This window comes from Bifidobacterium felsineum (assembly GCF_002802915.1).
Taxonomy (GTDB): Bacteria; Actinomycetota; Actinomycetes; order Actinomycetales; family Bifidobacteriaceae; genus Bifidobacterium; species Bifidobacterium felsineum.
The window spans coordinates 189,118-210,156 of the sequence record NZ_PEBJ01000002.1 but is presented as its reverse complement, the minus strand read 5'-3'; the positions used below and the strand labels follow the sequence as shown (position 1 = coordinate 210,156).

Annotated in this window: 18 protein-coding genes; 6 read left to right on the top strand and 12 right to left on the bottom strand. The window is 57.8% G+C overall.

What is annotated here, in order from left to right; translation table 11 throughout:
* Positions 1-9: 9 nt before the first annotated feature.
* From holA to CSQ86_RS04420, 7 genes are all read right to left on the bottom strand, one after another.
* A complete protein-coding gene (holA, locus tag CSQ86_RS04450; RefSeq protein ID WP_100493921.1) occupies positions 10-981 on the bottom strand; it encodes a DNA polymerase III subunit delta in 972 nt (323 codons plus the stop codon).
* A 32-nt stretch (positions 982-1,013) separates the two neighbouring features.
* A complete protein-coding gene (locus tag CSQ86_RS04445; RefSeq protein WP_100493920.1) occupies positions 1,014-2,711 on the bottom strand; it encodes a ComEC/Rec2 family competence protein in 1,698 nt (565 codons plus the stop codon).
* Positions 2,708-3,319, bottom strand: a complete 612-nt coding sequence (locus CSQ86_RS04440; protein WP_240542362.1) for a ComEA family DNA-binding protein — start codon at positions 3,317-3,319, stop codon at positions 2,708-2,710. The genes CSQ86_RS04445 and CSQ86_RS04440 overlap by 4 nt, the downstream gene beginning before the upstream one ends.
* Before the next feature lie 267 nt (positions 3,320-3,586).
* On the bottom strand, positions 3,587-6,550 hold the full coding sequence (leuS, locus tag CSQ86_RS04435; RefSeq protein ID WP_100493919.1) for a leucine--tRNA ligase: 2,964 nt from the start codon (positions 6,548-6,550) through the stop codon (positions 3,587-3,589).
* A gap of 42 nt (positions 6,551-6,592) precedes the next feature.
* Positions 6,593-7,468, bottom strand: coding sequence for a transporter substrate-binding domain-containing protein (locus CSQ86_RS04430; protein ID WP_100493918.1), 876 nt, complete (start codon positions 7,466-7,468; stop codon positions 6,593-6,595).
* Positions 7,469-7,474: 6 nt separating this feature from the next.
* Complete coding sequence (locus CSQ86_RS04425) at positions 7,475-8,425, bottom strand: magnesium transporter CorA family protein (protein ID WP_100493917.1); 951 nt, start codon at positions 8,423-8,425, stop codon at positions 7,475-7,477.
* Positions 8,426-8,561: 136 nt separating this feature from the next.
* A complete protein-coding gene (locus CSQ86_RS04420) occupies positions 8,562-9,410 on the bottom strand; it encodes a histidine phosphatase family protein (RefSeq protein ID WP_100493916.1) in 849 nt (282 codons plus the stop codon).
* A gap of 73 nt (positions 9,411-9,483) precedes the next feature.
* Between CSQ86_RS04420 and CSQ86_RS04415 the strand changes: the two genes are divergently transcribed.
* The gene (locus CSQ86_RS04415; protein WP_100494259.1) at positions 9,484-10,758 is read left to right on the top strand and encodes a THUMP-like domain-containing protein; all 1,275 of its coding nucleotides are present in this window, start codon (positions 9,484-9,486) and stop codon (positions 10,756-10,758) included.
* An 80-nt stretch (positions 10,759-10,838) separates the two neighbouring features.
* Here CSQ86_RS04415 and CSQ86_RS04410 read toward each other — a convergent pair whose 3' ends face one another.
* Positions 10,839-11,243, bottom strand: coding sequence for a pyridoxamine 5'-phosphate oxidase family protein (locus CSQ86_RS04410; protein ID WP_100493915.1), 405 nt, complete (start codon positions 11,241-11,243; stop codon positions 10,839-10,841).
* 233 nt (positions 11,244-11,476) lie between these two features.
* Between CSQ86_RS04410 and CSQ86_RS04405 the strand changes: the two genes are divergently transcribed.
* The 4 genes from CSQ86_RS04405 to CSQ86_RS04390 all read left to right on the top strand — a co-directional run bounded on the left by CSQ86_RS04405 (position 11,477) and on the right by CSQ86_RS04390 (position 15,063).
* Positions 11,477-12,412: a DMT family transporter gene (locus tag CSQ86_RS04405; RefSeq protein ID WP_100493914.1), complete on the top strand. Its 936-nt coding sequence runs from the start codon at positions 11,477-11,479 to the stop codon at positions 12,410-12,412.
* 72 nt (positions 12,413-12,484) lie between these two features.
* A complete protein-coding gene (locus CSQ86_RS04400) occupies positions 12,485-13,240 on the top strand; it encodes a nitroreductase family protein (RefSeq protein ID WP_243387613.1) in 756 nt (251 codons plus the stop codon).
* Between the two features lie 123 nt (positions 13,241-13,363).
* On the top strand, positions 13,364-14,443 hold the full coding sequence (locus CSQ86_RS04395; protein WP_100493912.1) for a hypothetical protein: 1,080 nt from the start codon (positions 13,364-13,366) through the stop codon (positions 14,441-14,443).
* A gap of 80 nt (positions 14,444-14,523) precedes the next feature.
* Complete coding sequence (locus CSQ86_RS04390) at positions 14,524-15,063, top strand: peptidylprolyl isomerase (protein WP_100493911.1); 540 nt, start codon at positions 14,524-14,526, stop codon at positions 15,061-15,063.
* A gap of 95 nt (positions 15,064-15,158) precedes the next feature.
* Here CSQ86_RS04390 and CSQ86_RS04385 read toward each other — a convergent pair whose 3' ends face one another.
* From CSQ86_RS04385 to CSQ86_RS04375, 3 genes are all read right to left on the bottom strand, one after another.
* Complete coding sequence (locus CSQ86_RS04385) at positions 15,159-17,483, bottom strand: RelA/SpoT family protein (RefSeq protein WP_100493910.1); 2,325 nt, start codon at positions 17,481-17,483, stop codon at positions 15,159-15,161.
* A gap of 131 nt (positions 17,484-17,614) precedes the next feature.
* The gene (gene dut / locus CSQ86_RS04380; RefSeq protein WP_100493909.1) at positions 17,615-18,097 is read right to left on the bottom strand and encodes a dUTP diphosphatase; all 483 of its coding nucleotides are present in this window, start codon (positions 18,095-18,097) and stop codon (positions 17,615-17,617) included.
* Positions 18,097-18,390, bottom strand: a complete 294-nt coding sequence (locus tag CSQ86_RS04375) for a DUF4193 domain-containing protein (RefSeq protein ID WP_033890131.1) — start codon at positions 18,388-18,390, stop codon at positions 18,097-18,099. The genes dut and CSQ86_RS04375 overlap by 1 nt, the downstream gene beginning before the upstream one ends.
* Before the next feature lie 148 nt (positions 18,391-18,538).
* On the opposite strand from CSQ86_RS04375, the gene sepH reads away from it, so the two are divergent.
* Positions 18,539-19,666 (top strand): septation protein SepH, encoded by a 1,128-nt coding sequence (gene sepH / locus CSQ86_RS04370; RefSeq protein WP_100493908.1) that lies wholly within the window; start codon positions 18,539-18,541, stop codon positions 19,664-19,666.
* Positions 19,667-19,752: 86 nt separating this feature from the next.
* Here sepH and CSQ86_RS04365 read toward each other — a convergent pair whose 3' ends face one another.
* Complete coding sequence (locus tag CSQ86_RS04365) at positions 19,753-21,018, bottom strand: alkaline phosphatase family protein (RefSeq protein WP_100493907.1); 1,266 nt, start codon at positions 21,016-21,018, stop codon at positions 19,753-19,755.
* Positions 21,019-21,039 lie beyond the last annotated feature (21 nt).

Here is a 21,039-nt window from a genome sequence, read left to right as displayed (position 1 = left end):
TAACGGATCCTATCGTCCTTTGTGACTGATGTCTTCGATGCAGCGTTCCAATGCATAAAGCGGGTCGCCACCATTGGTTTTGCTCTGCTCATCCGCCCATGCGAGCATGCGGATGCAGTGGGATAATCCAGCAGAGGTCCAGCCGCCGAGCTGCTTGGTGGCATTACGCAGCACCCATGGATTGGTTTTAGCTTCCGCTTGGGAGATTGTTCCGGATCTAACGGCGGCGGCTTTGGCCAGAGTACGCAATTTCATGGCCAATGCGCCGATAAGCGCAATGGGGTCGGTGCCCTGTTCCACTGCGGAACGCATCATGACGATCGCCTGCGCGGTGCGTCCTTCCATAGCCTTATCCGCCACGGCGAAACCGGTGACCTGCGGATTGGCCGTCAGATATTGGTTGACGCGCTCCAGCCCAACGGGATTGTCATCGAAATCGAAGCATAATTGCTCACACATGGCGGCCAGTTCACCGGTTTTGCCACCAAGTACGGCGATGAGTTGCTGCGCAGCCGCAGGGTCAACCCGGCGCTTACGCTTCTCGAACTCCTTATAGACGAAGTTCAGCTGAGCGTCAGGCTTCTTCAGATCAGGCACATCCTCTTTGCGAGCGCCGGCTTTGACGAGCTGATCGAGTACACGTTTGCCTTTTGCCCCGCCTTCATGCTGGCAAATCACCACGCTGGCTGATGCAGGGTCCTTCACGGACTGCTTGGTGTAGGAAATCAGCGCTTCGGCGAATTTCTCGTCCGCGTTCTGCAGGTTGTCGATGCGCACCACGGATACGTCGGAAAGTAGGGATGGGCTAACCGCCTCGTCGAAGGCGTATTGGTCGGCATTGGTGGCGTCCAGTTCGATGAGTTCGGCGTCAGGGCGTGCTTTCAGTGCTTGGGCGCAGAGTTCCTTGACTCGTGAGGTGTTCAGGTACGAGTCTCCTCCGGGAACCACGGTTACCGTTGCATGTGCTGCTGATCTGGCCATAGGCTCCATCTCCCCACACAGGTTGGACAAGCTCACTTCAACAACATGGTGAGCGTTTCCTTCCACCATAGGCTGATGCGTACTTTGTGGCTGGCATATGAGCCGAACCGCTCGCCCGGCATGCCCGATTCGATGCGCAGACGTCGTAGCCAACGGGAGAACAGCACGAATGCAATCGTCATTGCGGCTTCTGTGAGCGCAATGAGTATCGCACCGAATATGCCATCCATCCAAGGCATGACGGCCACGTTCGAGTCACCCACCCATATGGAGACGCGCTCCATAATCAAGGTTCCCACCGAAGCGACCCGCGCCAACTGCACCGCCAGCCATGGAGCGCACCATGCACAGCTCAACGCCAGCAGACCGGCGATGGTGGCTAGGGAGACGAATGGCGCCACAAGCAGATTCGCCGGAATTGAAAGCAGCGGCAGCTGTGGCTCCATCAATACCTGTATAGGTAAGGTGAACAGTTGCGCCGATATGGTCATGGCCATAGTCCGCGCCAGAACTGACGGCATTGCGTAATTGAGTACCCGCTCAACATGATTCGCGCATACAACGATGCCTAGGACGGCCGCAGTAGACAAGGCGAAACCATAACTGTGCGACATATCGGGCATCAGAATGATTGATCCGATAACCGTGCAGCATAAGGCGCTCAACGCTTGCGGCCTACGCCCCATTGCATAAGCGGCGGAATTCATAATCCCCATGATGAGCGCCCGCGTGACCGAGTCGCCAGGGAACACGATAAGCGCCAGGCCTACATACGCGCCGCCTACCAGCAGGGCGCAGACACGTCTGTCGACGAGCATCCATCTGCATATGCGACGCACCAGTGCAGCCAGTAATACGAAATGTCCGCCAGAGACGGCCATAAGATGCATGATGCCGGATATGCGGAAACGTTCTTCCATCATGTTCGCATAGGTGCCGTCGATGGGTGAGATGCCTTCCGATTCGGCGTCGAAATAATCCTGGCCAAGCACGCCCATCGTCAATCCGGGCACGAGCACGCGTCCCTGTTCAGAGAGCCGTTTGGTGACGCGGAAGAACGACTGCTGCATATGCGTTATGATCCGCCAATGCCAAGGTGGCGCACGTGATGCCGTTATTGTATGCCGCGCGGAATCGTCTGTGCTGTTCATCATTATCCACAGTGGCATACGACCGTATTCCGCTTGCCGGAGCATACCGAGGAATCGGTAGGTGCCTCCCCGATGCAAAACGTTGCAATCATCGTGCGTTGCGTAGGCGCGTACGCGAGCGGAGGTTTTCAGCTCGCCGCGAGATGTTTGTATGAGTGCCAGTCGCATGTCGACTTGGCAGTCATATGAGCGTTGGTCTGATACCAGTATCGGTGTGGTGACCATGCCTTCCACTTGAATCGGTGATTGATCAACTACTCTGGATTGGACTGACACGGGATCGAACCACGCTACGGTGTCTGCCGTAACCGCCGACATGCCGGCCACACTAGCGGCTACGCAGCATACAGTGAGTGACCCAGCCCACCATCGTCTACCGCGCAGCATGAGATATGAGGCAATCAACGATACGGCTACCGCAATCGTCATCATTACTATGATGATTGCCGGCATGCCGCCGCCTGCCCATACCGCAAACGCTTGATGGGAGGCCAGGCTGGAAAACCATACTGTAGCGGCGACCGACAGTAAGCGCCAGTCGCGACTTCCCTGCTCCCGCAGTATTTGATCCGCGCTCATTCGACACGCACCTGTCCGCGGATTTTCTCCAACGTTTTCGATCCGATACCGGTAACGTCCAACAGCTGATCCACTGATGTATATCGTCCGATTGACTTGCGGTGGTCGATGATGCGTTGTGCGGTGACCGGTCCGATACCAGTAATGGTTTGAAGCTCGTCCAGCGACGCAGTATTGATATTGATGCGCGAATCGGATTCCTGTTGAGCTGGCTGATCGGCATCGCTCGTGTCTTCAGGATGCGACTGCTCAGGCGATGGCACGGCATTGGAGGAGGAATCCGGCAGCCGGTCATCGCTGTTGTCGATCGATTCGCCGTCGATATTCTCCGTATTGGTTGATGACAATGCGTTGGGATGCTCGCCCTGAGCAAGTGCCGTCAGGTTCATGGATTGCTGCACGATGAGCGTGAAGCTCAATCCCAATACCGCCACCAGCAACAGTATGATCACCAGTGTATGGCCGGTGGTCAACGCCAATCGAGGCCGGTCTCTGAGCTTATGAGGACGATCGGTTTCCATAACGCTGTCGGCAGGCCGCACACCAATCAGCGAAGACAATGCCTGTTTGCGCTGATTGTTCTCGATGCTCTGTTTCGTCTGGCTCATTGGCGGCTCAATAGCGTCATGTCCCGGTGGCGGAGGCGGTAGGACAGCTGCATTATCAATCCGGGCGGGAGATTCGTTCCGGATTTCAGGCATGGCGACGTCCAGATCTGCGAGTCTACGCAGTCTGCTGTCCGTGGAGGGGGACGATACGCGTCTGATACGGAAAATGCCCATGAATCCACGCTGAGGGATTCATGGGCATTTGTCCAGCTGAAACGGGGTATGTGGTTCTAGCTTATGAAGTTATCCACATTCCCCGTATCCGTCTTATTCGGCAGGCACGATGGAGACGATCTTTGGTGCCTTGACGATGACCTTGCGAGGCTCCTTGCCACCAAGACGTTCGGCCACGGCCTCCAGCGCCTTCTTCTCCAATTCGGCCGGGTCGATGTCCACCGGCACTTCGAGCTTGGCACGCACCTTGCCCTTGATCTGCACTACGGCGGTCACGGTGTCGTGGCCCACGTAGCGTTCATCAGCCACCGGCCATGGCTCAGCAGACAGGGACTCAGGGTGTCCGAGCTTGTTCCACATCTCCTCGCAGATGTGCGGGGCGATCGGAGCGAGCATCAGAATCAGCGGCTCGACAGCGGCACGAGGCACCGACTTCAGCGAGGTCAGATGGTTGTTGAGCACGATGAGCTTGGCGATGGCGGTGTTCGGGCGCATGCCTTCCATTTCCGCGGTCACTTCGGCAATCGTGTTGTTGAGCAGCTTCAGGGTCTTCTCATCCGGCGTGTCTTCGGATACATGGGCTTCGCCGGTGGTCTCGTCGATCACGTTGCGCCACAGACGCTGCAGGAAGCGCATGCCGCCGACCACGTTGCGGGTGTTCCACGGGCGGGATTCGTCCAGCGGACCCATGCTCATCTCATACAGACGGAAGGTGTCGGCACCGTAGTTCTCGTACATGAAGTCCGGGGTCACGATGTTCTTAAGGCTCTTGCCCATCTTGCCGAATTCACGGTTGGCATGCTCGCCGTTCCATGTGAACGTTGGTTCGCCAGAAGCGTCGGCCGGGCCTTCGACAACCTCATCGGCTGGCACGTACTGGCCGCGATCGTCGGTGTAGGCGTAAGCCTGGATCATACCTTGGTTGAACAGCTTGTGGAACGGTTCGGCGGAGTCCACGTAGCCCAGATCGAAGAGGATCTTGTGCCAGAAGCGGGAGTACAGCAGGTGCAGCACGGCATGCTCCACACCGCCGATGTACAGGTCCACGCCGCCTTCGTCACCAGAGTACTTGTTGTGGTTCGGACCCATCCAGTAGTCGAACTCGTCCTTCTCCACCATGTGAGCAGTGTCGGTCGGATCGATGTAACGCATGTAGTACCAGCAGGAGCCGGCCCAGTTCGGCATGGTGTTGGTGTCGCGATAGTAGGTCTTCTTGCCGTCGCCCAGGTCGAGCTCGACCTTGACCCAGTCCTCGTTGCGACTCAGCGGAGCTTCCGGGTTGGATTCGGCATCCATCGGGTCGAAGGTGCGCGGCTCGTAGTCCGGCACGTCCGGCAGGTTGATCGGCAGTGCGGAATCCGGCAGCAGATGCGGGGTGCCGTCCTCGCCGTAAACGATCGGGAACGGTTCGCCCCAATAACGCTGGCGGGAGAACAGCCAGTCACGCAGACGATAGGACACGGTGCCCTTGCCCACGCCCGCAGATTCAAGCCATGCGTTGACCTTGGCAATGGCATCATCCACACGCAAACCGTTCAAGCTCAGGGCGTCGCCCTTGGCCTTGGTGGCATCCACAGAAGAGTTGATGACGATGCCGTCGTGGGAGACGAACGGAGCCTTGCCCTCATAGTTGGCCAAATCATCGCCGGATTCCGGCAGCGGCTGTACGGTATAAATGACCGGCAGGCCGAACTTCACAGCAAAATCGTAATCGCGCTGATCGCCGCCAGGCACAGCCATAATGGCACCGGTGCCGTAGTCCATCAGCACGTAGTCTGCAGTGAACAGCGGCAGCTTTGCGCCGGTGATCGGATTGATGGCATACAGACCAGTGAACAGACCAGTCTTTTCGCCGCCTTCATCCACACGGTCCTTAGCGGTCTTGGATTCAGCTGCGATACGGTAGGCCTTCATGCCTTCGGCAGGGGTGGCGTAACCGCCCTTCCAGGCTTCCGGCACGTCAGCAGGCCACTCGGCGGGCACGTACTGGAGCAGGTCATGCTCCGGGGATACCACGGCGAACGTGGTGCCGAACAAGGTGTCGGGACGGGTGGTGTAGATCTCCATGTCCTTGACGCCGTCGGCAGTGGGTACCTCGAAATGCACGGATGCGCCATGGGATTCGCCGATCCAGTTGCGCTGCATGAGCTTGACCTTTTCAGGCCAGTTGATGCCATCAAGGTCTTCGATCAGACGGTGACCGTACTTGGTGATGCGCATCGACCACTGACGCAGTTCACGCTGGAACACCGGGAAGTTGCCACGCTCGGACTTGCCTTCGGCGGTGACCTCTTCGTTGGCGAGCACGGTGCCCAGGCCCGGGCACCAGTTGACCGGGGACTTGGAGATATAGGCCAGGCGGAAGTCGTTCAGAATATCCTGCTGCTCGGCTTCGGTAAGGTCTCCCCACGCCTTGCCGTCGGTCTCATGGCCGGGGATGGTCTTCTCGCCAGATTCGAATTTGGCGATCAGCTCGCTAATCGGGCGTGCGGAGCCCTTGGTACCGGACGGGTTGGTGGCCTCATCGTCGTACCAGGATTCGTAGATACGCGAGAAGATCCACTGGGTCCAGCGCACATAACCGGGATCGATGGTGGCAAACGTACGACGGTTATCGAAGCTCAAACCCATACGATGCAGCTGGCGGGACATGTTGGCGATGTTCGCCTCGGTGGTTACGCGCGGATGCTGGCCGGTCTGCACGGCGTACTGTTCGGCGGGCAGACCAAAGGCGTCATAGCCCATGGCGTGCAGCACGTTCTCACCCTTCATGCGGTGGTAGCGGCTCACCACGTCGGAGGCCAGATAACCGAGCGGATGGCCCACATGCAGGCCCTTGCCGGATGGGTAAGGGAACATGTCCATGGCGAAGTAGGCGGTGCGGCCTTCGGCGTTGCGGCCCTTACCGTCCTTCAGATCGCCGTTGACGTTGGCTGCCCAGAAGGTGCCTCGTTCATCCCAGATCTTCTGCCACTTGTTTTCGATGGTTTGCGCCAGTTCAGCGTTATAGCGGAAGCTGGGCTCTTGAGTTTGCGTGCTCTTCTCGTTGTCACTCATAAATCAGCAAGGTAGCCGCGTAACTGGACACGTTCGTCGACATCATTCAGCATCCGAGACAATGGCCGCAGGACTGCCATTGAGCTTGATGTCGACTTGGGTCTGCTTCTTCAGAACCGCTCGTGCGGCATCCCAACTGCCATCAGCAATCATGTCCTGCAACGACTGCGCGATCTTTCCAGCGAGTTCTTCAGTGCCTTTGCCGACCGCTATGCCATATTGCACAATACCCGATTGCACGGTGCCGGCGTCTTCGAGCACAGTGGTATATCGTGAACCGTTGGCCTGTTGCAGCCCACCCAGTATCGCCAGATCGGAGGCGATGGCATCCGCGGAACCGGCCTGCAATGCGGTGACACATTGCGCGTAACTGTCCCGCTGCTGAATCACGGCATCAGGGTGCCGCACGCGGAACAAATCAACGGTTTCATCACCCTGCACTGCGCAAATACTGTGTTGGCCCACATCGCCGACGGTATCCGGCTTTACTGAGTCCGCAAATACGCGACTATCCCGGGAACGCACCAACAGGCCTGTGCCCGTAATCAGATATGGGCCCGCGAAGTCCACAACGTTCTTGGAAGTTTCAGTGATCGGCCATGAGGCGACCACCATATCAACCTGCCCACTATTCAGCATGGATTGCCGGCTTTCCGGCCGCACCTGTTTGAAAACGATCTGCTTGTTCGCATAGCCCAGACGAGCAGCCACATATTTGGCCACAGTCACATCGAATCCTTCATATGTGCCGTCATGCCACACTCCTATGCCTGGCTCGTCAGCAGACACGCCGACGGCAATCGTCGGACCTTCCGGGGAACCGGACACTGTAGTGACCTGAATCTGGCCGCAGGAGGCCAACGACATTGCTGAAATCGCAATGGCTGCCACTGCTGCACACGTGCGCTTGATTCGCATTGGGCTTTACTTGAACATGCGCGAACGGGTCAGGAACCAGGTGACCGCCACGGATAGCGCAATGGAGATGATGATGATGGCCGCAAAACCCCACGGCTTATCACTCAACGGCATGCCAAGCATGCCTTCCTGGAAGTTCATGCCATACATGGAGAAAATCAATGTTGGGATAGACAGCGTGATGGAGATAATCGTGAAGATACGCATCACGTTGTTCAGGTTATTGGACACGATCGAAGCGAAGGCATCGGTCATGTTCGCAAGAACGCCGCTGTAGATGTTGGCCATCTCGATTGCCTGCTTGTTTTCGGTGATCACGTCGTCCAGCAGGTCCTCATCGTCCGGATACTGCTTGATGCGCTGCAGGGTGGTGAGCTTTTCCATCACGATTTCGTTTGACTTCAGTGATGTGGTGAAATACACCAAGGTCTTGGAAAGCTCCATGAGCATTACAATCTCACGGTTCTGCATGGAGTGTCGGAGCTTCAGTTCCAGCTTGTCGCTTTCGCGATCGATGATACGAAGGTATCGCAAATACATCGTGGCGTTGCGGTAGAGGATCTGCAAGATGAAGCGCGAGCGCATATACGTGTTGAATCCTCGAATCGTGCCTTCCATGAACGGGTGCAGCACGGGCGTGTCCTGCATGCAGACGGTGATGATGAGGTTTTCGGTCACGATGATCGACAACGGGATGGTCTCATACCAGTCGCGTCCACCGCGTTCCTCCACGGTGGGGATGTCGACGATGATCATCGTGTAATCGTCTTCCACATCCACACGAGAACGTTCCTCATCATCCAGAGGGGCGCGCAAATCGGCGAGGTCGATACCGGTTTGCGAGGCGACGGTGGCGAGCTCGACATCGGTCGGTTCGCTCAAACATAACCAGGATCCGTTCTCCGGTTTTTCGATCTGCTCCACTTGGTTGTTGATTGAGCTGAAGATTCTCAGCATGCCGTCTCACCCGCCTTCCGCGCTTTCCTATGTTCTATCGCTGTACGGTTCAAAACCGTGATTAGTCTAGACCCACCATGCGAATTTGCGCCGCGGCGCGGTTTGCGGGACTGGCCGCGCGTCTGTTCAAACACGTTTACCAGATGATGGGACACCAATCAGGCATGCTGGAGCCGCGCAGGTCGGCCGGTCCGTTCTCCCAGTCCGCACTGTCCGCGATGGCAGGTGCTTTGTTGTATTCCTCGAGCTCGAACAATGGCCGATCGGCTGGTTGCCCGTTGATGGTGTGGCGTACCTTGAGTCGACACCAGCAGGCGTTGCGCATGCCGCCAAGTGCATTCATGCCATCTGGGTCGAGTTCAAGCAAATTGGCGATGGTGGCCGTGATCCATGAACCGTGGCCGACCAGCATCATTGTGGTGGAGGTTTCGTCATCGGCGTATCGCGGGTCCTGAATCAGCTCCCGCACGGCTTTGGCACCGCGTTCGCCCACTTGGGCGCGGCTTTCCACGCCATATCGGGTTTCACCACCCGTATGCCGTTTCCATGAGGCGTAGGCTTCAGCATCGATGGCTTTGATCTGCTCCCGGGTCAGTCCTTCCCACTGTCCGAAACTCCGCTCGCGCAGACGGGCGTCGCAGGTAACCTCAAGACCTAGCAGATCGGCGAATGCATGGGCCGTCTGCTGGGCGCGGAACAGGTCGGAGGAGATCACCACCATGCGGCGTGCGGCGGCTGGCGCTTCACAATACTGGTTGATATCAGTGCGTTCGGCTGCGGCTGCCGGAGGCTGGGCAATCGACTCGGGATGGGTGGCCAGACGGTTGACTTTCGCCCAATAGAATCGGCTGGCAAGCGCATAACCGCTTTGATCCGCCTGCCATTGGCCCACGATATCGAGCGGCACATCGATCTGGCCTTGCAGTCGATGTTGGAGATTGTATTGCGTACGTCCGTGGCGCAGCATCACTACTTCGTCGATCATGTGAGCCTCCTTCGACTAATACTCATCACATCATGACCTATGGAGACGAGCAATCACCCGTACAATGGCGTACGTGGAGATTACCGAACAGACGTGGGCGTTCATCGCCGAGCATCGTGATGAGGATGTGCGTGAATTGGCATTGCATGCCAAACGCGGCGGCGAGGTGGACCTGCCATTCGCATTGGAGCAGATTTCCGGCTGGCAGCGCGCACGCGTGAAGCTCTCGGAATGGGCGGAGCGCGAAAGGCTGATTTTCCCGCCTCAGGTGCCGATGGAGCAATGTTCCTCCCAATTCACCGCCCAATACAAGGCGCGATTGGCCACACGATTGCTCGCGCAAGCTGCGGGTGGTTCCTGCGAATCAGCCTCATTGGAGGCGTCCATGCCCCGGCAGCACACGTCGCTCGTCGATCTGACCGGTGGGTTCGGCGTGGACTTCTCCTATATGGCACGGGTATTCGATAATGCCACCTATGTGGAGCGCCAGTCGAATCTCTGCGATCTCGCACGCCATAATTTCCCGCTACTCGGCCTGGAATCGGCGAGAGTCGTCAATGGCGATTCCACTGAGGTATTGGGCAGCCTTGATTCCGTTTCGTTGATTTTCCTTGACCCTGCGCGTCGTGACAGTCATGGCTCACGCACGTATGCAATCGCCGACTGTACACCGGATGTTTTGGCGTTGAAGAGCCAGCTGCTGTTGAAGGCTCCTGTGGTGATGGTAAAACTCTCCCCCATGTTGGATTGGCACAAAACGGTGGATGATTTCGCCGGCTCCGTGCATGAGGTGCATATTGTATCCACCGGCAACGAATGCAAGGAATTGCTGTTGGTGCTTCGGCGAGGCATTTGCCCGGCACCGCATCTGTTCTGCATTAATGATGAACAGATTTTGGAGTATGACGCGCCAGATGACAACGATGCTTCCGCATCGCCCGCGAATCTTGCTCAGACTTCGGAAACCGGCGGCATCGTTGTCGATGAGGCCCAATACCTCTATGAGCCGAACGCCTCGATCATGAAGGCCGGCTGTTTTGACGTGATTGCGCAGCGCTTCCCGGTCACCATGATTGCCCCCAACAGCCACCTGTTCATCAGTGAACAACGTGTTGAAGATTTTCCCGGTCGGTCATTCGCCATTGAATCCGTGGCCAGCATGAATAAGAAGGAATTGAAATCCTCACTCGCCGGACTGACCCATGCCAATATCGCCGTGCGCAACTTCCCGATGTCGGTCAACACGTTGCGCAAAAAACTCAAGCTCAAGGACGGCGGCAAGTCATACCTGTTCGCCACCACCGATGAAACCGGACGCCACATCGTCATCGTCACGGTGAAAGCCTGACGAAAAAGCCGCCTGCCCGATAAGGCAAGGCGGCTTTACATCATATTGCCAACGCGGTTCTGAGTAGTGGCGGTCGGATTTCAGTCCTTGACGATGGTCTTACCGGCATTCGGACCGGAGGCAAGGTTCTGGATCTCGGTGACTTCAAGCACCGGAATCACGGCCGGCTTCTTGGTGCCCTTCTCCTCGGCAACCTTGACCTGGGCCTCATAGATGTCATCATCGGAGTGCAGGGTCACGTTGCCACGGAAGCGGTAGCCCTGCTTCTTCTCCAGGTTGGCGAAGGCGATGACCAGCGGAGAGCCGTTCTTCAGGTTCTCGTAGGTCTGGCCTGCGGTGCGCTCATGGTAGGCGATGTGGGTGTCGTCCAGCACGAACAGAGACATCTTCGGGCCGAGATCCAGCTCACCGTCCTTGGAGATGGTGGAGACGAAGCCGAGGTTGTTGGCCACGAATTCCTTGATTTCCGGGGTAATGACTGCCATGGCAAGTCCTTTCCTAACAGCGTGTAATACCTTTTCCAAGATTAGCGAACCGGCACGCCAACCGCCCGGATGTTCGCTGTGAGTAACCTCACCTTGCATAACAAGTCTCCTCATATCGCGTCAGAAGCGGTATCTTTCCCCAAACACTCTGGTTGGGTGTCATACCCTTCGATTTTGGCTGGTCATGCCCGTACTATGACCCGGGGAGACACGGAGTCAGACAGAGGTGCGTCATGGGTTTGGTTGAGCGTTTCAGCAAGCTGCAAAGCCGCTGGTCTCGTTCGTTCCCGCCGAATCTGGCACGTCTGATGCTACTTGCCTGCGCCGCCTTGTGGGGCGGCAGCTATCTGCTCGCCAAATTCGCCATGGAGGCCATACCGCCGCAATGGCTGATGGCCATACGTATGTTCGGCGCCTGCATGTGCATGCTCGCACTGTTCCATAAGCACATCATTCCTAATCTCACGCCGAAGATCATTGTGCCGGCGTTGGTGGTGGGAGTCACCTATTGGGGCACGATGGTTACCCAGACCACCGGCCTGCAGACCATCGATCCCGGTCGCAGCGCGTTCCTTACCGCCGCCTATTGTGTGCTGACCCCATTTGTCACTTGGATCGTGTCCAAAAACCAGCCGAAAATCATCAATCTGATCGCCGGCATCGTATGCCTGATCGGCGTGGGATTCGTTTCCCTCAAACCGGGTGGTTCGCTTTCGCTCGGTGTGGGCGATTGGCTGACCATCGCCACGGCGATCATCTTCTCCTTCAATCTCACCTACCTTGGCGTATATGCCAAGCGATTCGATCCGATAGCACTGACCTTCGTGCAATTCGCGGTGGCCGGCGTATTGTTCTTTATTGGCGCGATCATCACCGAACCGGCACCCGACAGCGGCTGGCTCGCCCCTTCGGTGGTGGCCAGCGTGCTGTATCTGTTCCTCGGCGCCACGATGAGCGCGCAGATCATGCAGAACATCGGATTGGCGCATGTGCCCGCTTCGCAGGCCTCCATCATCATGTGCACCGAAAGCCTGTTTGCGGTCTCGTTTTCCGCGCTGTTCTGGGGAGAACGCATCATGTGGAGTTCCCTGGTCGGCTTCGCGCTGATTTTCGCGGCAGTGCTGATGTCCGTAATCAAACCGACCAAGCATTCGCTGCACCGCAATTAATCCGACTCCAAACCATGGTTGCCGGCTAGTGTTCACGATTCCTGAGCGTCAGGCAATATCATCTGTTCATCTATGATGAACATGTCCGTCGCAGCATTAGTGGCACGCATCGAAAGGAACATCATGAATCTGCTTGAGGCCATGAAGGAACGCCACGCCGTTCGCAACTTCACCGATGAGCCAATGACGGCGGAACAAATCGGCGTACTGTCCGGCATTATCGATGAACTGAATGCAACTCATGGGCTGTCCATCCAATTGATCCATGATGCCGATGACGCGTTCGGCGGTTGCCCGACTCATTACGGCCGTTTTGCCGGGGTGCACAATCTCATTGCGCTCATTGGACCTGATGACGCGGATGCACCTGATGATTTAGACGAAATGATCGGCTATGCAGGTGAACTTCTGGCGTTGCATGCCGTGGCGTTCGGCTTAGACACCTCATGGGTGGTATTGCATGAAGCCACCGAACATGAGGGACTTTGGACCCTTGAAAAGGGTCAACGCATGCCGGCCGCAATCGCGCTCGGCCACGGAGCACGCCCTGGCCGTGCGCATCGCAGCAAACCGGCGGAGGAGCTCGGTCCGGTAGCCGATGCCATTGGCACCTATGCCGGAGCTCCCGTATGGTTCCATAATGGCATTGAAGCTGTCGCACTTGCCCCTAGCGCGCTCGGCAAGCAGCCGGTACGGTTCACACTGTTGGAAGACGGATGCACCGTGAAGGCCGAGGCATTGGACGGCGTGCAGTCACGCATTTGTCTCGGCATCGCCAAACTGCATTTTGAGCTTGGAGCAGGAACCGAGCACTTCACTTGGGCATGACATATATCCTGACATATGGTCGAATGGCTCACATGTGAAGATTTTGGGTTCTCATGTAAGTATTTTGCGGCTTTCACCGCGCCTCCAGCAATACTTCAGCGCAATAGCCTACGGTCTTAGGTTGTGAAGAAGTTTTTCCAAGGTCTTTCCTTTTCCTCGATAGTGGCAGGCACGCTTGCCGCTGTCACCTCGTTCCTGCTGGCTGCGAAAATCGGTGTCGCCGGCTCAGTGATCGGCGCCGCAGCCAGTTATATCGTCTCCGTGGTGGCTACGAACATCTATCAGAACATCATCAAAGCCTCCAGCGAGAAATTCCAGCAAACCATTTCCGGTTCCGAAAGCGATGGCAATGGCATCGAGACCGACGAATCGAAAGAAACCGCTCCCGGACATGCATCTGGTGACGTTGACGCAACCGATGAATCCTCTTCCGAGGAAGGCAATGATCCCAACGATGCCGAAAGCACGAGCGAGCCTCGCATAACACACTCTGACATGTCTGATGCGGTCCCGTCCCGCAAGCCACGTGAGATCGTATCCCGTCCGGCTGATGGACATACGTATTCAATCAGCGAATTACGCAAGCGCCGCCGTGACCCGAAGCGCGTCGCCGTGATCGTCACCCTGGTTTCTGGTTTGCTGACGGTTGCAGTGACGGCCGGCATCGTGATGCTCGTCACGCAAGGTCATGGCACCGATACCGTGGTCTCCGACCTGGTCTCCCCCACCACATCATCCGAGAACACCGATAATTCCGGCAGCGACTCCGGCTCCAATACGCAGAGCGGAAACAATGGTCCCGTAAAGCCGCAATACGGTAGCAGCGACAACGAATCAGACACTACCAGCTCTAATGGCGGTACATCAACCGATATCAGCGGAAGCGCTTCGGATTCCACCGGCTCGGATTCCACCGGCAGCTCTACAGGCTCCGACACCACAGGCGAATCCGATTCCAGCAATTCGACGAATTCCAATGGCTCAAGCAACTCCGGCTCCGCTTCGGGCTCCACAGGCGGTTCCAGCTCCTCCGGCAACACCACTGATAGCACTAACTCCGGTTCCACGGGAAGCGGCTCGTCCTCAGGCTCCTCCTCATCGTCATCGTCATCGTCGTCCAGCTCCTCCGGCACGACTTCAGGCTCCACCGGTACATCGAATACCGGCAGCGCGGAAGATACGAGCTTCAGCACGGTCAAGTGATGCGCGTGATATAGCCAAGAACCGGCCAGGGGCCCTATGCTCCGCGCGCATTGGTGTGGGGCAATGTACCATAGGAACTTATGACACAAATTATTATGCGCACCTCTGAGGGCGATATCACCATCAACCTGTTCGACGACAAGGCCCCGAACACCGTGGCCAACTTCCTTGGTCTCGCCACCGGCGAGAAGGAATGGGCTGATCCGTACACCGGTCAGCCGTCTCACGGCAAGTTCTACAACGGCCTGACCTTCCACCGCATCATCAAGGACTTCATGATCCAGGGCGGTTGCCCGTTGGGCACCGGAACCGGTGGCCCGGGCTACGAGTTCGACGATGAGATCGACCCGAGCCTGAAGTTCGACAAGCCGTATCTGCTGGCCATGGCGAACGCCGGTCTGCGTCGCGGTCGCGACGGCCAGATTCACGGCACCAACGGCTCCCAGTTCTTCATCACCACCGTGCCGACCCCGTGGCTGGACGGTCACCACACCATCTTCGGCGAGGTCGCTGATGAGGCTTCCAAGAAGGTCGTGGATGCGCTTGAGGCTCTGGATACCGATCCGATGGATCGTCCGCTGGAGCCGGCCGTGATCCTGTCCGTGGACGTGGCCGAGTGACGCTCCTCACTGACCTGCACGACTAAGAGCAACATAAAAAGCCTGTGGCTGAATGTGAATCAGTCACAGGCTTTTCTCTATGCTTTTGCGTTTCCTTACTTCATCTTGCGCAAACGCGGTTCCGCGGATTCCTTGGCACCGGTCAGACGGTAGACGTCGAAAACGCCGTCGATCTTGCGCACTGCGGCAAGCAGCGTGTTGAGATGCTGCGGATCGGCCATTTCGAAGCTGAACTGGCTAGTGGCCACACGATCGGAACCGGTGGCGATCGTGCCGGAGATGATGTTCACACCATGGTCGGAAAGCACGCGTGTCACGTCGGAAAGCAGGTTGCGGCGGTCCAACGCCTCGACCTGAATCTTGACCATGAACAGACCCTTGGTGCTGGTCCATTCGACCTCCACCACGCGTTCGGGCTGCTTGGCCTTCAAATCGATCATGTTCTGGCAGTCGGTGCGATGCACGGACACACCCTGGTTGCGGGTGATGAAACCGATGATCTGATCACCCGGCACCGGCATGCAGCAGCGTGCCAGTTTGATCCATACATCACCCACGCCTTTGACGGACACGCCGGTGGAGCTGGACGAGGTCTTGCGCTCGACAGGCTTCAGCGGCAGGACCTCCTGCTCCACCTCCTCATCCACCTCGTCGGCGCCAGCATCCTTGACCAGATGCGAGATGACGTTTTGCGTGGAGATCTGCCCATCGCCGATTGCGGCGAACACAGCGTCGGCGTTCGGGAAGTTCAGGTCGACGGCCACACCCACCAATGCTTCAGGAGTCAGCAGGGCGTTGACCGGCAGGTTACGCTTGCGCATGGCGCGTGTCAGCTCGTCGCGGCCTTCCTCGATGGCCTCGGTTCGGCGTTCCTTCGAGAACCATTGACGAATCTTATTGCGGGCCTTCGGGCTTTTGACGAAACTCAGCCAGTCACGGGAAGGACCTGCGGTATCGGACTTGGAAGTCAGAATCTCTACAGTGTCGCCGTTGTCGAGTGTGGTGTCGAGCGGCACCAGACGTCCGTTGACGCGTGCGCCCATCGTACGATGGCCCACTTCGGTGTGCACGGCATAAGCGAAATCGACTGGCGTGGCCTTGGCCGGCAGGGACACGATTTTGCCCTTCGGCGTGAACACGTAAACTTCCGCGGAACCAAGGTCTTCCTTGAGCGAGCCAAGGAATTCATTGGAGTCCGGGGTCTCGGACGTCCAGTCGGCGAGCTGCTGAATCCACTTCAGATTGTCGGCTTCGGAAAGCTCCTGCCCGCTCTCGCCACGCTTGCGATCGGATTTGTCCGGAGAGCTCAACGCACGTCCTGCCTGACCGTTCTCCTTGTACTTCCAGTGGGCGGCGATACCGAATTCGGCACGACGATGCATGTCCCACGTGCGAATCTGAATCTCGACAGGCTTGCCGCCGGGCCCCACCACGGTGGTATGCAGCGACTGGTACATGTTGAGCTTCGGCATGGCGATGTAGTCCTTGAACCGACCGGGGACCGGGTTCCACCGCGCGTGCACGGCACCAAGCGCCGCATAGCAGTCCTGAATGGTGTCGACGATGATGCGAACACCCACCAAATCATAGATGTTGGCGAAATCATGGCCGCGCACAATCATCTTCTGATAAATGGAGAAGTAATCCTTCGGACGGCCAGTCACATAGGCCTTGATGTGCTGTTCGGAGAGATCCTCGTTGATTTCGGCGAGAATCTGCTTCAGATAGACGTCGCGCTGACCAGCTCGGCGTGCCACCAACACCACGATCTCGTTGTAGATCTTCGGATAAAGCACCTTGAAGCTCAGCTCTTCCAGCTCGGTCTTGATGGCGTTCATGCCGAGACGGTTGGCGAGCGGCGCGTACACGTCAAGAGTTTCACGAGCCTTCTTCTGCGCGGAGGAGGTCTTCACATAGCGCCAGGTGCGGGCGTTATGCACGCGGTCCGCCAACTTGACCACCAGAGTGCGTACATCGCGGCTCATGGCCACCACAAGCTTGCGGATGGTCTCCGCCTGTGCGGAATCACCCACTTCAAGCTGGCTCAACTTGGTGACACCGTCGACCAGACCCGCCACCGTATCGCCGAATTCGGCACGGCACTGATCCAACGTGTAATCAGTGTCTTCCACCGTGTCATGCAACAGGCCCGCGGCCACCACCAAGGGTCCCATGCCGAGATCGGCAAGAATCTGGGAGACCGCGAGAGGGTGGATGATGTAGGGTTCACCGGACTTGCGGCGCTGTGTGGAGTGCTGAATCACCGCGCGCTTGTAGGCGCGATCGAGGATGGATAGGTCCTCACCGGGATGATGGGCCTTGCAGACCTGCTTGATCGGCTCAAGCGGGTTCAATGGATCGGCGCTGATCTCGCAGCCCAATTTGCGGGCGGCATACTGCTCGCTTTCGTTTTCCGACATGCCAACCACCTCCCAATGTGACTTACATTGTAGCCACGCATCGGGCCTCGCCACGTCATATATTCCGCGGCGAGGTCTTACCTATCTCAGCCTGATTCAGCTATTCAGCCTTCTTCGGCTCCGCCTAACGTTCAGCTCTTGGAGGCCACGCCAGTCGAACCGAAACCGCGTTCGGCGCGATCGGAACCGGGCAATGTCTCGGCCGGGATGAACTTGGCTTCCACATACCGCTGAATCACCAGCTGGGCGATGCGGTCACCCGGATGGAATTCAACAGTATGTTCCGGATCAAGGTTAATCAGCGGCACTTTGATTTCGCCGCGGTAGCCCGCATCCACGGTGCCCGGAGCGTTCAGTACGGTGACGCCTTGCTTGACGGCCAAGCCAGAGCGCGGATGCACGAGAGCCACATAGCCAGCCGGCAATGCGATGGCCACACCAGTCGGTACCAGCGCACGTTCAAACGGCTTCAACGTCACATCAACCGTAGTGATCAAGTCCGCTCCGGCATCGCCGGCATGCGCATAGTTCAAATCCGCCGGATGCTCCAGATCAAGCGACTTGACCAGCACCTCGGTGTTTTCGGGCTCGTTGTAAGCTGCGTCGAACCCCATCAGGCGGCGCACTCCTCACACACCGGCTGGCCATCCTCGTCCATGTAGGCGAGCTGGCTGCGGTGCTTGACCAGGAAGCACTGAGAGCAGATGAACTCGTCGCCCTGCATCGGGATGACGGTCACCGAAGAGTCCTCATTGCTCAGATCGGCACCCGGCAGCTCATAGTCTTCGGCGATGGCGTTCTCGTCATCGTCGATATCGCTCGAGGAGTTCTGCGCGGACTTTCCCAGAGCCTGCAGCGATTCCTCGTCCTCGTCCTTGTTACGTGGGGAATCATAATCCTGAGCCATCATGGTCCTTTCGTCTTACATCTATTTACCGCGCGTATTACCGCGCTGTACTCGGCCATAGGGTACACGATTTGAAATACATGTAAAGTTCGACACGTGGGGCATACTGGAATATAGCAATGTCTTTGCCAAGGAAAGTGGTGTGCATATGCCTGAGAATCGGCTTGAAAAGGCCCATTTTGAGCGTGTCAGCGATACGGGGGATCTTGTGTTCTCTGTAGGTGACCGCTATGTGGCCATCAGCCTTGACGACACGCTTGAACGTGCGATTCTCGAGGCCAAACAGGTCAAGAGCGAAACGCAGAAGCCCACTCAGCCTCATGAGCAGACCACGTTGCCCATTTCTCAGATTCAGTCGCTGATTCGTGCTGGCGCTGACCCTTCCCGCGTCGCCGAACGCTACGGTTTGAGCGAAACGTTGGTGCGTCGGTTCTCCGCGGCCGTGGAAACCGAAAAGCAGTATGCCATCGAACAGTTCCTCACCGTGCCGGCACCGAAGGATAGCCGTGTACGCACCATCAACGAACTGGTGGAACGCACTTTGGCTTCCGCCTCGATCGGTATGGAATCCGTGACTTGGAAGTCCACTCGTCGCGGTCTTGAGCCATGGCGCATCGTGGCTATCTTCACCTCGGCCGGCCGTGAGATTCATGCCGAATGGACATGGAACATGCATGACAATTCGGTGGTGTGTCTCAATAACGCGGCTCGTAAGCTGCTTGGCGAGCATAGTTCCGCCGATGATTCCAAGTCGGCCGCCCGCGTATTGCCGACACCGGCATTGCCCGGCGATTCAGTGCGTTCGGCACGTATCGAACGCGCGGTGAGCGCCTGGGCGGCACCTAAGCCGTCGATTCCGGCGGCCCTGCCGCAGGCCGCGGCCACTGCGGAATCCACTAGAGTGAGCACGCCTGATTTCTCCGTTTCCGGTTCGATGCCACCGGTCAAGATTCCCGGAGCGGCGGCCCCTGCCGTCTCTGAAACAAGCAGCGGCGAGCCTGCCACCGGCAACACTGCGCTTTCAGGCTCCGCTCCTGCGGGCGCGGGCATGATCAATCCGTTGCGCCCTGTGAAATTGGCAGGTCAGCAAACAGGTTCTACGGACGCTGCTTCTGCTCCGCAATCCGGGACCCAAGGCGATGCCATCGACGACAGCGGCGCCAAAGACGCCTCATCCACGGCCACGTCGCATGCTGCGGCCGCCAGCAAGCCCGCAAAGCGACGTTCAGGCCGTTCCGCCGTGCCCAGTTGGGACGAGATTCTGTTCGGCGACTGATACGACCGAGTAACCGGTAATTGTCGGGGGTGGCATCAAGCGAATCAAATACAATGCTCGATGCCACCCGGCAGCTGCGGTAATGATCACGCCATATCAATCAAGCAGGGTATTTCCATTTCCAACTGCGTCTGCGAACCATGCACACTCGGCAGATGCGTGGCCTTATCGTTCTGTGTACGCGAATCCACAAAGGTCGCGGCACCGGAGGCCTGTACAATCACATCACCGATCATCGGCTTCACCCGCTCATCCACCGGGCCGAACAATCCATCGGCGAACGCTTCCGTCTTGGTCCTGATCAGAGCCGTCTCCCCCAGACGATTACGCCAACGTTCGGCGATAGTCTCCGGATTCTCGCCGGCTTCGGCATAGAGCATCAGCGAACGAGGCTCGCCACCTACGAATTCCACGCCTTGCGTGAGCTGTGGGTCTTCGGCTATGTCTACGCGCTGGCTCATGTCGGTCTGCACCATGCCGTGATCGGCCACGATTACGATCAACGTACCGTGAGGTGCACTGCGGTGCAACAGCGCGAGCTGGGCATCGATATGTTCGAATGCTGCCACCCAATTCTCGGAATCCCATCCATAATTATGACCGACCTTGTCGGCATCACGGATGTACAGGTAGGTCAATCCCGGTTCGCGGGCGGCACGGGCGGCGGCCAGGACGCGATCGCGCGGCGTCACATTGCCTCGATAATCGGTGCCGCGCAGAGCCGCTTCGGTGAGTGGCGAACCAGCGAATTTAGGGAGTCCCGAACTGGTGACGCGCACTCCTTGGGCGCCCAAACGTTCAAAAACCGTGGGTTCCCGTTGCAAAGTGAGCGGATCGATCATCGGCGGTACTGGAATATGTGGGTTGGCGGGCTTCGGAGCCAACGCGTCCTTGAACTGGATGAGCTGAATCAGCGTATGATGCTCCGGCTCCAGCTGCGTGTAGCCGGCCATGCCGGTCAATCCCGGGCAGGTACCGGTGCCGAACGCGGCCATGGCGGCCACTGTGGTGCTGGGCGCGCAAGTGGCGATAGGACGCTGGTTGGCGGTGTCATTCATCAATGAGCGCAGATACGGTGCATGGCCGAGCCGCATGGCCAGATTCCAGTAACCGAGGCCATCCACAAGCACCACAATGGCGGAGGTGACGTCCGGGAAGCCCAGCGCCTGCTGGCAAGCTTTGGGATTAGCATGCACCGGCGTGGCGGTCGGATGGCCTATGGCGCTGGATAGGGCGGGCAGCACGGCGGAAAGGTGCAGGGCTCCTCCGCGTGAGCCTGTGGCGTCATCTCCATAGGTCACGGTGGGTATCAGGCGCAGCAGCTCATCCATATCCGGCGTTTCGACAGTCATAAGGTTTATCGTAACCCCACC